12 protein-coding genes are annotated in these 15,905 nt (G+C 70.2%); 6 read left to right on the forward strand and 6 right to left on the reverse strand.

Annotated features, from left to right (window positions below; all coding sequences use genetic code 11):
* Window positions 1–30: 30 nt before the first annotated feature.
* From AC6I72_RS02950 to AC6I72_RS02975, 6 genes are all read right to left on the reverse strand, one after another.
* Entirely contained in the window at window positions 31–336 is a 306-nt protein-coding gene (locus AC6I72_RS02950) for a hypothetical protein (protein WP_497999209.1), read from the reverse strand.
* Between the two features lie 124 nt (window positions 337–460).
* Window positions 461–871, reverse strand: coding sequence for a hypothetical protein (locus AC6I72_RS02955; RefSeq protein ID WP_497999210.1), 411 nt, complete (start codon window positions 869–871; stop codon window positions 461–463).
* A gap of 20 nt (window positions 872–891) precedes the next feature.
* Window positions 892–1,653, reverse strand: coding sequence for a triose-phosphate isomerase (locus AC6I72_RS02960; RefSeq protein WP_497999212.1), 762 nt, complete (start codon window positions 1,651–1,653; stop codon window positions 892–894).
* A 19-nt stretch (window positions 1,654–1,672) separates the two neighbouring features.
* Entirely contained in the window at window positions 1,673–2,287 is a 615-nt protein-coding gene (gene hxlB / locus AC6I72_RS02965) for a 6-phospho-3-hexuloisomerase (protein WP_497999213.1), read from the reverse strand.
* A gap of 54 nt (window positions 2,288–2,341) precedes the next feature.
* Window positions 2,342–3,067 (reverse strand): nitroreductase family protein, encoded by a 726-nt coding sequence (locus tag AC6I72_RS02970; protein WP_497999215.1) that lies wholly within the window; start codon window positions 3,065–3,067, stop codon window positions 2,342–2,344.
* Window positions 3,068–3,365: 298 nt separating this feature from the next.
* A complete protein-coding gene (locus tag AC6I72_RS02975; RefSeq protein ID WP_497999217.1) occupies window positions 3,366–4,940 on the reverse strand; it encodes an NsdA family TPR-like regulatory protein in 1,575 nt (524 codons plus the stop codon).
* Window positions 4,941–5,479: 539 nt separating this feature from the next.
* Between AC6I72_RS02975 and AC6I72_RS02980 the strand changes: the two genes are divergently transcribed.
* The 6 genes from AC6I72_RS02980 to AC6I72_RS03005 all read left to right on the forward strand — a co-directional run bounded on the left by AC6I72_RS02980 (window position 5,480) and on the right by AC6I72_RS03005 (window position 15,868).
* The gene (locus tag AC6I72_RS02980) at window positions 5,480–5,806 is read left to right on the forward strand and encodes a hypothetical protein (protein WP_497999218.1); all 327 of its coding nucleotides are present in this window, start codon (window positions 5,480–5,482) and stop codon (window positions 5,804–5,806) included.
* A 335-nt stretch (window positions 5,807–6,141) separates the two neighbouring features.
* Entirely contained in the window at window positions 6,142–6,690 is a 549-nt protein-coding gene (locus AC6I72_RS02985) for a hypothetical protein (RefSeq protein WP_497999219.1), read from the forward strand.
* A gap of 1,597 nt (window positions 6,691–8,287) precedes the next feature.
* On the forward strand, window positions 8,288–8,713 hold the full coding sequence (locus AC6I72_RS02990; protein WP_497999221.1) for a carboxymuconolactone decarboxylase family protein: 426 nt from the start codon (window positions 8,288–8,290) through the stop codon (window positions 8,711–8,713).
* A 44-nt stretch (window positions 8,714–8,757) separates the two neighbouring features.
* Complete coding sequence (locus AC6I72_RS02995) at window positions 8,758–10,071, forward strand: acyltransferase domain-containing protein (RefSeq protein WP_497999222.1); 1,314 nt, start codon at window positions 8,758–8,760, stop codon at window positions 10,069–10,071.
* On the forward strand, window positions 10,068–14,948 hold the full coding sequence (locus AC6I72_RS03000; RefSeq protein WP_497999224.1) for an SDR family oxidoreductase: 4,881 nt from the start codon (window positions 10,068–10,070) through the stop codon (window positions 14,946–14,948). The genes AC6I72_RS02995 and AC6I72_RS03000 overlap by 4 nt, the downstream gene beginning before the upstream one ends.
* Entirely contained in the window at window positions 14,945–15,868 is a 924-nt protein-coding gene (locus tag AC6I72_RS03005) for an SDR family NAD(P)-dependent oxidoreductase (RefSeq protein WP_497999226.1), read from the forward strand. The genes AC6I72_RS03000 and AC6I72_RS03005 overlap by 4 nt, the downstream gene beginning before the upstream one ends.
* Window positions 15,869–15,905: the final 37 nt, after the last annotated feature.

Consider the following 15,905-nt stretch of genomic DNA (forward strand, 5'->3'; position numbering starts at 1 on the left):
TGCCGTGCGCTTCCCGCTTGGACCGACGCCTCACAGGGGAAGGATGACGAGGGTGACGTCCCCGGAGGTTTTGGTGACACCAGGAGGTGCCGGACACTGCAGGACATCGGGGGCGGCAACGACGGTGGTCTGGACGACCTCGTGTCCGGCGTAGAGGCCGGACAGGACGTTGCCGGTGCCAGTGCCGGCGATGGCGATGGCGATGGCGATGGCGATGGCGACGGTACCTGCGGCGATGACACGGGCCTCGGACACAGACAGGGTGTAGCCGCCGCCTACCCACGTCGCGTAACCGACCGACGAGCTGAAGTGCACCTGCTGTGGCGTCAGTAGCAAACCCGGGACCGTAGGACTGCTCGACGGCACCAGTGCACACCTGCAGAGGCGCGTCGTCGGTCTGGCCGTGCCGGCCGCGGTGAGCAGACTCAGCAACAGGTCGTCAACACACCACTACAGAGAATTACTCATGCGTTCCTCTCCCCGGCGGGTTCTGGGCGCCGCTCTCACCGTGCTCCGATGCCTCTGCCGAGTGCCGGTACCCGCAGTATGTGGCCGACGCGTGGATTGAACTGTGGCGCGAACAGGCCAAACTCCCCCCTACTAATAGGGCAGTTACCGCACTCGGCCTCTCCCGGACGAGGCGGAGGGCGGCTGCCATCGCACCGATGTGTATGCCGTAGGACGTGCCGGTCCGGTCGGTGCGGTCCATGTCGCCCCGCAGGGCTTGCCTGACGAAAGCTTCGGCGTCGGGATGCCCGAGATCGCTGAGCACCCGTGCGTGGGCAGCGGCGCTGAGCGTGGACCCGTGGGCGGTGCGGGACAGACAGTAGTCGACGGTGCGCGGCGGTATCCCTCGTACTCCCACACCCATTCGCTGTCCTTTCCCAACCGTCACCTGCTCCTTTCCGGTTCTCGCCCCGCCGGTTCGAGGAGTTCGCAGAGCACCTCGTCGAGCATCACGGGATCCTGGGCGGCCCTGCCCAGCGCCACTCCGTCCCAGGGAGCCAGCCGGCGCAGTGAGGAGTAGGTTCCCGCGGTGACGGCGCCGCCGTAGACCAGAGTGAGGGCGATCCGGCCGGGTGCCGCATGGTGCAGAGCCTCCAGCACCGCCGCGGCTTGATGGGGCTCGGCGCCTTGATCGGAGCCTATGGCCCACCCGGGCTCGTAGAGGATGACGGCCGCCGCGTCGGGGGGCAGGGACTGGAGGGCGGCCGAGGCCTGTCGGCTCACCTGGGCCGTGGTCTCGGCAGGGCCGAGACGTTCCTCCTCACCGACGCATATCACCGGCGTCAGGCCGACGAGTGAGGCTGCCCGTGCTTTGCGGCCGATGAGCCGGTCGTCCTCGAAGAACAGCCGACGCCGCTCCGCGTGTCCGACCATGACGTGCGTGCAGCCGATCTCGGCCAGCAGGCCGGCGGAGACCTCTCCGGTGACCGCTCCGGCCTCGCACCACACGTTCTGGGCCCCGATGCTCATGCCGGTTCCCTCGGTGCGACGCATGCCGAGGGGCAGAAGCGGGTGGGGCAGGCAGACGCAGAAACGCAGTTGCCCCAGGGCGTCGGCCCTGGGCAGGAGGACGTCGTCGATCCATTCCTCGGTCTGCCGCAGACCGAGGTTCATCTTGGTGCTGGTCAGTGAGACTGGTGTGGTCATAGGTGTTCCTGTTCCGTACCTATTCGAGGTTGGTGTGGAAGGCGAGCATTTCCTGCGGGTCGACCTCGTGCAGCCGTTCGTAGGCGAGGACAAGCGAGTCGAAGTACAACAGGGCGCCCTGTTCGAAGAGGGTGCCGACGAACTGGATCGATCGGCCGGTCTCGTGATCCTGGCTGTACTCGGCCAGATGAACCACCAGATCGGCCCCCCGCGCCAGCCGCGAGTCGGCATTCGCCGTCACCGCGACGACCCGGGCCCCTGCGGCGGCGGCGTTCTCCGCCATCACCACCGATGTGGGTGTCTCGCCCGACCCGCTGCACACCACCAGCAGGTCACCGGGGCCGACGGCGGGAGTGGTGACGTCACCGGCGACGTGAACGTTGAGCCCCAGATGCGTCAGACGCATGGCGAACCCTTCCACGGAAAGCTTGGAACGGCCTGCCCCCGCGACGAAGATCCTGTCGGCGTCGCGGAGCTGGGTGACGAGGACGGCGGCGGTCCGGTCGTCGACATGGGAGAGCATCGCGTCGAGTTCCCGGACGACGAGACGCCGGGCCGAGGCATAGGGACCGTCGACGCCCACGGCCGCCTCAGCCGGGGAGACGTGTTCGATGGGCTTGTTCTGGTCGACCATGTGGTGTCAGTCCTGTTCAGAGTGGTGAGCGGTTCGAGGAGCCTGCCGGGCAGGTCAGCGGCCCGGGCGCCAGAAGTCCTGGTGCAGCACTTCTTCGATGTTCTTGCGCCGCGCCGGGCGAAAGGAGGTGCCCGTCGGGTGCGCCACGGCCAGGAGACCGGCCTGGGTGACGTGATCCGGGAGCCGGAGCACCTCCGCGGCCTCCTGAGCACGGGCGACGTGCAGGGCCGTCACCGCGCAGGCCAGACCGCGCAGCCGCAGAGCGAGCATCAGACTCCACATGGCGGGCCAGATCGAGCCGTAATAGACAGAGTGCGCGACGTGATCCACCGGAGCCGGGAACCCCAGACTCGTGAACCTCTCCTCGAAGTCGCCAGGTGACGCGTTCAGGCAGGGCACCACGAGGACGGGCACCCGGTGCAGATGCTCCGACAGATGAACCGACGCGTGCCAGACGCCTGTTCGCTCCGGTTCTCCGGCCGCCTGGTCCGCCATCGCCTCCAGGTAGGGGCGGGCGGCCCGCCGGTAGCATTCGGCCAGCCGACGCCTGCGCTCGGCGTCCGTCACCACGATCCACTGCCACGGCTGGTCATTGGAGCCGTTGGGCGCCTGCAACGCGTCCGACAGCGCCTCGCGCACCAGCCGGATGTCGACCGGCCGCTCGAGATCCAGACGCCGGCGTACGGAGCGGGTCGTCGTCAGGAGTTCCTCGCCGCTCAACTGCCCGGCCGCCGGGGCGGCCTCGTGTCCCCCGGTTCCCCCGGTTTTCTCTTCCCGCACGGAATCCACCCTCCTTCTTCGGGTGAGGCGGAGCGTCAGCCATGCACCGCAGGTCACTCGTGTCGATCAGGTCTTCTCGCCGGACCACTCGCCTTCAGAGGTCCCGCAGGCCGTCGGTGCGGCGACGGTGTGCGACCGGCGCCCGGAAGGGGCACGGGACCACAGGCCGGCTCCCGGCGGTCTTGCCCCTCGGCTCTCCTGGAGCAAGCTCCTCATACCTCGGCGCGCACGGAGATCCGTGAACACGTTGAACGACGTCGGTGGTCCGGGTGCCGCCCGCGTACCCCTCGCCCGGTTCTCAGACCGATCCTGACGGTGCGGCAAGGTGCGAGATCCTGCTCAGCAGGCCGGCCGCCTCCGGGACGCGCGGGAAGCGCCCCAGCCCTGCCTGTAACTCCTTGAGCAGCAGCACGGCTCGGTGGGAACGCAACAGCAGGCACTGCTCGGTGAAGTACCGCCCGTGGACGCAGGCTTCGTCGACTCGGCCCAGATCGAGCAGGACCAGTGCCATGCGTGCCTGGCTGATGGCCTTCCTGCGACGTTCATGAGGGGGGCGTTCCTCGGCTGCGCACCTCAGCGCCTCCAGGGCCGCTTGTGCGTCCCCCAGCCGATGCAGCACCTGTCCCTTGCGGTAGGCGAATCCGGCCCTCGGATAGGAGGTGAAGAGGCCTGGACCGGGTGTGCTCCGGTCCAGGCATCTCTCGGCCGTGTCCAAGTCCTGGTATGCGGTGCGGCGTTCTCCCGTGAGGGCCCGTACGTGGGCACGCTGTGCCAGCACGAACGCCCGTAAGTCGTCGCTGTCCCCGGCGCCGACAGCGGTGACCGCTGTGTCGGCGAGGGCCACCGCATAGCGCAGCGCTCCTGACCGGACCGCCTGGACGCTCAACGCTCGGAGCGTGATGGCGCGCGCTCGGTGGTCTCCGTTTTCAGCCGCGGTTCGCAGCGCGGCGTAGTAGTAGCGTTGCGCCAACCCCTGATGGCCCGCATCTGCGGACATGTCACCTAATATATGCGTCATTTGGGTGGCTGCTGACAGAAGTTCCCGACGTACGGCCGGTGATGCCGGTCCGGTCAGCAGGCGTCCGATGTCATCACCGAGGTAGGAGGCGGGCAGGGCGCGGGCGTGCGCGCCCCCGAACCGGGACCAGTTCGCGGCGATCTGCTCCAGCATGAACTGAGCCCTTTTCACGTCGGCGCCGCCGACCCTGCCGCGTTGTCCGCCGCCGCCGGCGTCCAGCCTCGCGGACGACGGCTCGTCACCTGGCAGCGGCAGCTCCCGGAACACCGAACGCAGCAACTGCGGGCGACGGGTGGGATCAGCATCGGTCCTGGCCAGGGCGACGAGGCTGCCGATGGGGTCCTCGCGCTGCCCGCTCGCCGCCTCGTCGGACTCGTCCGCGCCGGCATCCGCGACCAGTCCCGTCTCCACGGGGGTGACCAGGCGCCCCGTCCTGCGGGTCAGCACCTCAGCCACCAACTCGGGAACCGGACCCCTGGGTCGGGAGCCGTCGAGCCAATGGGCCACCGCCGTACGGTCATACCGCAACGGCCTCCCCTCGGTGGCGGCCAGGCGGTTGACACGCCTCGCCAGTTCCGCGGCGCTCATGTCTGCCTCAGCCAGTAGCTCCGCGAGTGAAGCGTTGTATCTGCGACGGCGTGGCACCCTTTCCTCCTCCGCATCGGCCTGTCTGTGGGCATGGCGGGAACCGCTCTCGGTGACGAACAGCGCCCATCCCGATGTGCTCCTGACGTCGCGCGGGCCCGCCTCCTGCCGAGGCTGGACCGGACGGAGCGCTCTCCATCGTGCTTGTGCCGCGGGCTGTGCCAATGACCCCGACGGGGCAGTGCGCGTACTGCCCCGTGCGGCGAACACCCGTCTGCGACGGGCACACCCCGTGTGCGCGACCGCGCTCCCGCTCAGCAGGGCAGACGACCACAACCGGATGGGCTGTACGCACCTTTGAGGAACCGGGAGAGCGGTGCGCCGCCCGGTTGACCGGCGATCTCATTCAGGCATGACGGCAGCGGTGTCCACTTGGAGTGCTTGTTGTGACAGAGGCAGTTCGAATCGCTCGCTCGCGCATGCGCTCACTTCACGTGTTCTCCACTTGTCGCCCATTCATGCTCAAACTGGCGAGCATGGCATGTTCCTACTGCCATCGGGTTGTCACCGCAGCGGCGATGTGGGCTAATCGTGGCCACAGGACCTCCGACGGGGACTGCGGGACTGGACTCCGTCCCCGAACTGAGCCTTCGGCCCATCCCTACCGGACCGACCGCAGCTCCGGTCTCCTCCCTGCCGGAGTCGTCGTGACGGCATCGGCCAAGAGCTTGTGCCGTCGCACCACCTCTCTGCGCATGCAAACCTCGTCCCTCGTCCATGGCGTGAGGTCCGCGCCGAAGGAGGCACCGATGTACACGATCCGAGCCGGGCTCGCTGTCGCAGCAGCGACCCTGACGGCAGCAGTCGGCCTGATGGCCGCGCCCGCGTCCGCCGCCGCCGGTCACGCGAGCGGCACCTTCTTCTACACCGACCTGCTCGGCGGCAACCAGCAGGTGGTCAACCCCGAACTCGACACCTGCAAACTGGTCTCCACCCTCGGTACCAGCGTCGACAACCAGACCGACGCCACCGTGGTCCTCTACACCGACACCAGTTGTGCGCTTCTGGCCAACCCGGTCTCACCGGGCAGCACCATCACCTTCGCCTTCAAGTCCTACCGGTTCATCCGTTCCTGAGCCCTGTGAGCCCCGCCGGCGCGGTCGGTCCGGGTACGCCGGCTCCGGTCCGGCGTACCCGAGGCACCGCGCCGGCTGCCCCGGAGAGAGGACGTCAAGACACCCGTGGCGGGACGAGCGGGGCCCACGTCCGGGAGACGCGTGCCATCTCGTGTACACGGCGAGGCGCGCTGACACGGAGGTCGCACGGCGTAGGGCTGGGCAAAGGCCGGCGGCGTCGAACCGGACCGGCCGGCGCGCCGCCTGCCGCGGCGAAGAGGACGCGCCGGAAACACAGCTGCCCCTGCCCAGGCGACTGCTTGAGGCCACCATCGACCTGTCCGAAGGAACAATTCATGCGAGTTCTGAACTCACCGGGCGCCGTACGGCGCCTGTGCGCAGCCACAGCGGTGTTGTGCACCGTCGCAGCAGCCCTGTCGTTCAGCGCTGGGCCCGCCTCCGCGGCGACCCTGGTGACTTGCGGTGGCACCCAGAACATCCAGTACAACCCGGGGCTGACGAACACCCCGCGGACGGTGACAGCATCGGGTAGCAACCACCTGGCGCCCTGTGTCGCGCCGGGCACCTCCATCACCGCCGGCACGATCACCTTCGCGTCCACCGGTAGCTACTCGTGCCAGGACCTGCTTGCCTCCTCACACGTCGTCAACGTCGTCCAGTGGTCGGACGGCACATCCAGCACGCTCGACATGACCCGTACCGCGACCAAGGTCTCGGGAGAACTGGTGAACACCTTCACGGGAACGGTGACATCAGGCACGTTCCAGGGCGCGGCCGTCACCTGGACCATCACCAACCTCACGCTGGATCTGCTGGCCTGTGACACCCCTGGGGGTCTGACCTCGCTGACCGGCGTCGACGTCTTCACTCTCCTCCAGCTCTGAGGCCGAACTGCTCGGAACCGAAAGGCAGTCGTCGCTCCGGCGGCGGCTGCCTGCTCCTGCGCGTGCGGGACCAGGGCGTGTTCCGAAGGGGACGCTGTCCGCCCGAAGGGCGGGCTCCGCGGCGTCCGGTGCGTGTGATCGCAAGGCGGAGGGTCGTCCTCGTACTGGGCGTACGTGGAGATCCCGACAACGCGGCGAGCGCGCGCCAGGCGTCGCGGGGCAGGCGGGATTTTCGGAACAGCCCTGGGCAGGGAGCATCTCAGGGACAGGGCGGTCGCACCTGCGCCGCTCGTCGGACCTCTGCGTGACTCGGGGACGAGCAGCGGAACGACCGGCCCGCCAACACATCGCCGGCGGCTCCCCTTGAAGGCAGCTAAGCTCCGGACGATGCCCGCCGGCCGTCTGCGCGCGCTTCGATCGCGTCTGCGTCGCCCGGTCTGTTGCGGATCTGCGGCGGCAACCGCGTCAGGGTACGAACGTGATCCTGCGGACGGCCACGGCTCAGACCGAGCCGGCCCGGCCCAGTGACCGAGCCCGCCGAACCGGCTTCGCCGCCTCCGTGAGGCTGCTGGGGATCTCGTCTGTCCGGAGCGCTTCCTCCTGTCGGGCCGGGGCCCGGGGAAGCCTCCGCCCTGCGTCCGGACGTCACCCCCTGCGCCAGGAGGCCTTCCCCCGTTGCTCCGTCGCGCGGAGCGGACAGGCCGTGAACGCCCTCCGGCAGGCAACGGAGCGATTCTCCCCGCCCCACGCCGTGGAAGGTGCTTCGGCCGAGCACACCGGCGCCGGTGCTGCTGGAACAGGGCTGAGCCGGCGAAGCCGACGGCTACGGCCTGCGCCTCGACGAGGAGCGCTCCACCCTGCACCTTCGCCGGTGCGCGGTCATGCTGCGGGCAGGGCTGCTGCTGCGAGTCCGACGGGTTCCTGACGAGGCAGCGGATCCGACAGGAAGGATCTCGGCGCCGGCTTCCGAGAGGCAACCGACGGAGCGGCCGTCCGGTCACGGGCATCCGCGCGCTGCGTCGTCCCGGACGCGCGACGGACGGCGAGGGCGGCAACCTGATCGAACAACGGATCGTTCATGGGCCCATCGTCGAGCCCGCCGTGCGAAGCCGCCACCCGATCCGCCGTTCCGGGTGACCGGCGCGCGCGGTCGGCGGCTCGTCCCCGCGTTCAACACGTTCACACACCGCCGGTGCGTCCGCGGGTGTGTGCTCCGTACGCGGGGAGAGACGCAGTACGTCGCCGGCGGGTGAGACGGTCACCCGGTGGAAGGGGCAGATCCGCGTGCCGCTCGCCCGGCGTGCGAGGTGGCCGGCCGCACGGCGAACCAGCCGCCCCTCTTTCGCATGTCCCGATTTTTTTTCGGATCGAAAGCTACAGTCGGACGCAATTCCTGCCGAGCGATAACAAGGCCCTTCCCATACTTCCGGAGAATCAGTAACGTGAAGCCACCGGCGCTGCTCCTGATCGCGGTTTCCCGCATTCTCTGCGCCGTTTTCTGGCGAGTGCCATCTCCCTTGTTTCCCGATCCACCCGACTCCCTCGGATCGGCGTACGGGTGTCCGGAAGGAGAGAATTTCATGATTGCGGATCCCGCGTGACAACCGCGGACAACACACCGCCGGAGTCGTCGGAACCGCCTTCCGCCCGCCGAATTGCGGCGGCCGTGGCCGGCGAGGAAGCGGTTCAGGGGTTCCTCGACGCGCTCGGCCCGGTCGGCGGGTATGTGGCCGACCTGGTGATCGATGTGGTCTTCGGCAGACTGCACAGTCGGCCGGCGATGAGTCACGAGGAGCGGGAGATGATCACGCTCGCGGTCATCGCCGCACTCGGAGGAGCCGAGGAACAGCTGACCACTCACCTCCGCATTTCTCACCGCTTGGGGATTTCCCCGGAGAAGGTCATCGAGATCTTCGCGCACACCGGCGCCTATGCGGGTTTCCCGCGCACGCTGAACTCCGTCGAAACGGCCAGGCGATTCTATGAGGAACTGGGCGCCCTCCCGCTGGGAGAAGGTCAGTAGCCAGCGCCCGATTGCTCCCGACGCATCATCGAAAGGAATTCTTCATGTCCTTGAGGACCGCGGTTCTGTTTCCCGGCCAAGGCGCCTACCTGCCCGGGGTTCTCGCCGAGCGGGCGAGCCATGTCCCGAAGGCCGCCCAGGCACTGGAGGCGATCGACGAGGTGGTGACCGCCCAGGGCCACGAGCCGGTCACGCCCCTGGTCATGGACCGGGACGCGCCTTCCCTGCAGGACCTCCTGGAACACGACAGCGACCGGCTGGATCTGGCGATCTACGCCACCAACGCGGTGGCGGCCGAACTGCTCGTCGCAGTGGGGGTGCGAGCCGACGTCCTGGTGGGACACAGTTTCGGTGAATTCGCCGCACTGTCCGCCGCCGGGGCGGTCTCCGTCGCCGACGTCGCACGCATGGCCTGCGCGCGGATCGAGGCGTTCCGCCGCGCCGCCCCGGAGGAGGGAGGCCTCGTGGCACTCGACGTCCCCGCCTGGCGGGCCGACCATCTGGTCGGCGCCCTCGACGAGCCCGGTCTGCGGACCGCGATCGACAACGGCCCGGCTCAGACCGTCGTCTCGGGACCGGCGGCGTCCCTCGAGAAGGTCGAGAAGATCGCGATGGACCTGGGGATCCGGGCCACACGGCTGCGGGCCAGGTACGCCTTCCACAACCCCCTGCTCCACGACGCGGCGGACCACTTCCGGCAGTCCACGGCGGACGTGGCCGTCGGAACTCCCCGGGTGGCCGTCTTCTCCCCCGTCCTGGGGCGGTACGTCTCCAGCGCCGCGGCCGCCCGGGAGGTCGTCGAACGGAACATGATCGCACCCGTTCCCTTCTACGACGCGTTGCTGACCCTGTTCCGGCAGGGCGCACGTGTTTTCATCGAGGCCGGCGCGCGGCAGGCGCTCACCGGGATCGTGCGCTCCTCCCTTCCTCCCGCTGTCACCGCGGTCCCGCTGCTGGCGAGCCGTGGTGACATGGAGGCCGTCGTGGCGCCCCTGGGAGCTGCCGGTGTGCAGGCCCGGTGGCGGTCCGGGACGGGCCGCACGGCCCACGAGGACCAGGTGGCAGACAGGCCGCAGGACGACACCGCGCCGGCGGCCGACGATGCCACGGACGGCGGGCGCGCCGGGCTGCTGGCCGAACTGACCACCCTGTACGCCGACGACCTCGGTTTCCCGGCCGAGATGCTGACCGGTGAAGTCGACCTCGAAGCGGATCTGGGCGTTGACTCGGCGAAACAGATAGCGCTCTTCGAACGCGTCCGACGGCAGTACGGTCTGCCCGCCGTCCCCGGCGAACGACGCAACGAGGCGACCACCCTGGAGCGCATCGCCGACCTGGTCGAGGAACTGCGCCGATGACGACACCGGACACCACCGAGGAACTCGTCGCCGTGGTGGGCATCGGGCTGGCAGTGCCCGGAGCCGGCAGCCCCGCGGAACTGTGGCGCCTGCTGAACGGAGGCCGTGACGCCTTCAGCGAACCGGGAGAACGCTTCCGCCTCGACCACTTCTGGTCCCCTGACCCGCACGAGGAGGACAAGACCTACGCACGCCGGGCAGGATACCTGCACGGTTTCCGCCCCCACCCGGACCCGGCGGACGAGGAGAGCGCGGGCACCGGCCGCGACGACGCGTCACGGTGGCTGTGGCACGCACTCCTGCAGGCGCGCGAGCATGTCCGCACGGGCCCCGGCCGCCGGTGCGCGGCTTACGTCGGGGCCTGGCCAGGAGGCAGTCAGAGCCTCGTCGAATCGGTACTCGTGGACGTTCTCACCCGCCCCCTGCCAGACGGAGGGGAAGCAGAACAGGTTCGCAAGGCGCTGTTCGAGCACTACCGGCACGCGCTGCCGGCAGGCGAAGCGGCCACACCCGACGCCGTCGTCCGGGAGGTGTTCTCGCGGCTGCCCGAGCCGGTGACGGAGTCGTGCGTCGTGGACACCGCGTGCGCTTCTTCGCTCTACGCGGTGGATCTCGGTGTCAAAGCCCTCCTGGCCGGCGAATGCGAGATCGCCTACTGCGGCGGCATCACGGTGGTGGATCCCACGATGGCAGTGATGTTCGCGAAGCTGAACGGCCTGTCGCGGCACGGACGCGTCCGTGCGTTCACGAAGGCGGCGGACGGGACCCTCTTCAGCGACGGCGCCGCAGTGGTAGCCCTCAAGACGCTACGACAGGCGGTACGCGACGGGGACACGGTGCACGGGGTACTGCTGGGATTCGGAGGAGCCGCGGACGGGCGCGGCAAGTCGATCTCCGCGCCCAACCCCGCCGGGCAGCGCCGGGCGATAGAGCGCGCCCGCGCCGTGAACTCCGTGACGCCGGAGCAGGTCGACTGGGTCGTGGCGCACGGGACCGGGACGGCTGCGGGTGACCGCGTGGAGTCACAGGTACTGTCCGCTCTCGGGCCGTCCTCGGGACAGCTCTGCACCAGCAACAAACCGGTGTTCGGGCACACCGGGTGGACGGCCGGTGTCGTGTCCCTCATCCACGCGCTGCTCGGACTCCGGCACGGCTGGGTCCCGGCCCAGCTCGGCGCCTGGGAGAGCCCGGACGAGCCGGCCGGCGGCCTCGTCGTGCCCTCCGGACCCGTCCGTCTGCGTCCGCGCCACGACGGGCGCCGGACCGTCGGTGTCTCCGCGTTCGGCTTCGGCGGAACCAACGCCCACCTGCTGGTGGCCGACCGCTGCGACCGTCCCGGTCTGCGCTCCGCGCCCCCTCGGTCCGCCGACGAGGACATGGTCCTGGTGGCCTGGTCCGCGCACCTGCCGGGTGCTCCGTCGCGCGACGCCCTGCGGAACTGGCTTCGCGGGTCAGCTCCTGCCCCGGCGGCGTCGTTCCCGGATGACTACCCCGCCCCACAGCCGTCCGAAGTGAGGCTGTCCGCCCGCACCCTGCCCGTCGTCGACCCCAGCCAGCTGATGGGCTTGCAGGCCGCAGCACGCTTCGTCGACGAACACGGCGAACTATGGGCGGAGCTGCGGGACACAACCGGAGTGATAGCCGCGCACACAGGCATGCCGCGCGGGCTCGTCGGCACCGCCGTCCGCTGCTACGCCGATGACGCGACCGCGGCTCTGCAGGCGCACGCCGGCGAGCCGGGCTTCACGACCGCCGCCGTGCACCTGGAGACGACACGCAAGGCTTTTCCCGCGTGCACGGAGGACTCCCAGGCGGGTGTACTGCCCAATGTCATCGCCTCCAGGCTCGCCGCCCGCTACGACCTGCACGGGCCCACCATGGCCGTGGACGCCGGCGTCGACAGCACGCTCACGGCGCTCCGCGTGGCCCAACGCTACCTGCGCACGAGTGAACTGGACCTGGCCCTGATCCTGGCCGTCAACGGCAACGCCACGGCCACCAACGCGGCACTGGCGCCCACCGGAGCCACCACGCTCGCCGAAGGCGCCTTCCTCCTCGCAGTGACCACCGGACGCCTGGCCGAACGCCACGGATGGCAGGCACTGGCGCGGCTGTCCTGCGGGAACCAGACCCGGGCCGCGACGACGGCCGTCCCGGGAACGCCCGAACGCAGTTACCTCGCGGCCGACCACGCGGTCGCCCTGCTGCGCGCCGTCGAGTCGGACGGGACGGCCGTCCGGCTGCGCGCCCGCCACTACGACGCGGCACTGGGCGTCGAGCCCGTCCGCGCCGGACACTCGGCTTCCCCCGCCCCGCAGGCCTCCCGCCTGACCACGCGGTACGCGCGGACCTTCGTACGCGAACCCCTCTCTCTGCTCTCTGACCGCTCCTCATGTGCGCCCCTGCCCCGGCGGGGACTCGTGCTGGCCGGATCCGACGAAGTCGCGGCCCGGCTCAAGGCCGACGCGGAGGCGACCGAATCCACGGTACTGACCCTGCCGGCCGGCGACGGCGCCCACACGGCAGCCCGGGACCGAGAGGCACTGCTGGCTGCCGCCGACCGGGCCGCGCCGCACCTGACCGTGGCCGGCGACCTCTCCGCCCTGACCCTGAACCGTGCCCTCGCCCTGCACGAGATGACCTTCCTGGCCGTACAGCGTCTGTGGACACGCCCGGAGCCGGACGGTTCCCTGGCCGTCGTGCTGAGCGGGGCGGCGGACTCGGGTCCGGCCTCGGAGATCCCGGCCCTGTTCGAGGGGATGGTCAAGAGCCTGCGGTGGGAACGCCCCGGCTCCGTGGCGATCACCGCGACCGCGGACGAGGTCCCGATCAGCACCGTGCTCGCCCGGACGGCGGCAGAACGCTCCTCCCGGCCGGGCCCTCCCCCAGTGGTGCGCTACCTGCGCGGCGAGCGCTGGGTCGAAGCCGTGCTTCCCGCCCCACTGCCCGCCTCGGTGCCCGCCGCCGGTCTGCTTCCGGACGACTGTGTGGGCCTGGTCACGGGAGGAGCGAGCGGTATCGCACAGGCACTGCTGGCGGCACTGCCGCAACACCTGCGCCCCCGCCTGTGGCTTCTGGGACGCACCCCGGCGGACCGCTCGGAGCGGGCCGCCGGAACCGGCGACGGGCCGGGGCAGCGCACACGGGCCGCCCTCGTCCGGCAGGTCCGGCGGGAACATCCCGACCTGCCGGTGCGAGCCGTCGTGGAACGGGTGGACGCCATTCTCGGGCAAGGCAAGGTGCACGAAGCCCTGCAGTCACTCCGAGCTCGGTTCGGAGACGATCGCGTGCATTACGCGACCTGCGACGTGACCGACGAGGGATCCGTCCACGAGGTGATCCGACGCGTCCTGCGCACCGAGGGCCGGGTCGACTTCGTCCTCCACGCCGCAGGGCAGGTGGCCTCCACCCTGGTGCAGAACAAGTCACTCGATGCGTTCCGCGCGGTCCGGGACACCAAGGTGCTCGGGCACCGTCATATCGCCGGCGCGCTGGCATCCCGTCCGCCCCGGTGGTGGTGCAACATCGGCTCCTACTCCGGCACCGCCGGCGCGCCCGGAGACACGGACTACGCCTCTGCCAACGCCTACCTGGCCGCCGTGGCCGAGACAGCGACAGGGGCCGCTCAGACGACCATCGGGTTCACCATGTGGGGGCAGACCGGCATGGGCGCCGGTGAACTGTTCCAGGAACACGTCGCGCGCCAGGGCCAGTTCACGCCCATCACCACCGAGGAGGGCACCGAGCAGTTCGCGGCCGAGATGCGGGCGGCAACGTTTTCCGGCGGCTCATCGGTCTACCTCGGCCCGGCGGAACGTGAGCGACTGCGTCGGCACCGGCCGGGCCTCGTCCACGACGAGCGGCCCCGGGCCCTCACGGTCCGCCGACGGCCGCCCTGGTGGACACCGCGCCCGGAAGCCGCCGACGGCGCCGAGTGGGCACACCTGGTCGACCCGCATCTGGAACGGCACCTCTTCGACCACCTGGTCAGCGGAAAACCGACCATACCGGCGACCTTCATACTGGACCTCGCCGCGCAAGCGGCCGAGGCCCTGGTCCCCGACGCCATCACCACCGGATTCCGCGACGCTCGTTTCGACACCTTCATCCGCCCGCTCAACCGCAAGACGCCCTCACCCCTGCGCATCCGGGCGCGGACGGTGGCCGCCCCAGCCACTGAAACCGGCACGTCACGGTCCGCCGTCCAGGTGAGCGTCCACTCGGACACCCTCGACCCCCGGGGCGGAACGCGGCCGGGTGCGCTGCGGCACTTCCAGGCCCTCGTACTGCTGGACCGGCAACCGCGAGGGCAGGCCCCACGACAGGACCTCCCACCTCTGCGCCCTGCGCTGCCGGCCCAGGACGCCTACGCCTGCCCGCACGTACCGGTATCCCTGCGCGGCCCCTTCCGCAACCTCTCGGACTGCCTGGTCAACGCAACGGCCGCGCGCGGCACCTGGACGCCCTCACTCGCAGGTCACCCCGGGCTGCGCACCATGACCACGCCGGCGCTCTTCCTGTGCGCCGCGCTGCGCGCACTCGCTCTCAGGCCCGGCTCCGCCGACCACCAACCGCTCTTCGTACCCCGGTCGATCGGACACATCGAGCTGTACACGGACGGAGCCAACGACCACGACCTCCTGCTGCGGTACGGGCACAGCCTCAGCGTGTCCGTCGACGGCACAGGAGTGTGCACGGGGGCCACACCCGACGGACGCGTGCTGACGCGACTGTCGGAGGTGGAACTGGTCGACATCGCGGATCCACCGCCGATGGCGGACGCAGGCTCGCAGGCCCTCACCCACAGGCCGGGTTCACCGGGGCGGTCGGCCGGGCGCGCTCGCCGGCCCGCGGGAAACAGCGGGACGGCGTCATGAGGGACTCGCACTGCGTCGTCACCGGAGCGACCTCCGGTATCGGCAGGCAGATCGCCCACGGACTCGCAGCCGCGGGAGCCAGACTGGCCCTGGTGTGCCGCAACCGCGGCCGAGGCGAGGCCGCGGTCGCCGAGCTGACCGCCCGCTGGCCGGGCGCGGACGTCCGGCTGTTCGTCGCCGACCTCGCCGCGTTGGACGACGTGCACTCCGCCGCACAGCAGATGCGCCGTCACTGGGGACACGTGGACGTCCTCGTCAACAACGCCGGCACGCACGAGCTGCGGCCCTCAGTGAGTCCCGAGGGGTTCGACAGGATGATCGCCACCAATCACCTGGGACCGTTCCTGCTCACGCAGCTCCTCCTCGACCCGCTTCGCCGGGGAGCTCCCTCACGGGTGGTCACGGTGGCGTCCGAGGCGCACCGCAGCGTCCTGCGCCTCGATCCGTGTTCCTTCGCCGAACCCCGGCCGTACGGACCGATCGGCTCATGGACCGTCTACGCGCGCTCCAAACTGCTGAACGTGCTCACCACACAGGAGATGGCACGCAGATGGGCCGAGCACGGGATAGTCTCCCACGCCTACTGCCCCGGTCTGGTGTCCACGGGCCTCGTCAGGAACATCCCGCTGGCGCCCCGCCTGCTCGCCCTCGCCGAGCACACCCCCCTGGTGCACAGCTCCGCGCAGGGAGCACAGCCGGCTCTCCGGCTGGCCGGTGACCCGGAGTTCGCCCACTGCGGCGGCGGCTTCCACTCCTGGATGCCCGGTGTCCGTCTGCTCCCGCCCGCCCCCCTCCGCTTCCGTCCCGGCCTGCAGCGCGAAGTGTGGGAGCGCTCGGAGGAACTGGTGGGGCTGCGCCGCACCGACGCCTGCACCATGCACCGCGCACCCGTTCACGGAGAGGTCACCCCCGATGAATGATCCCCGGCCCGAAGGCGGTTGGACCTCGCCCGGTCCC

Source organism: Streptomyces sp. Xyl84 (assembly GCF_059731885.1).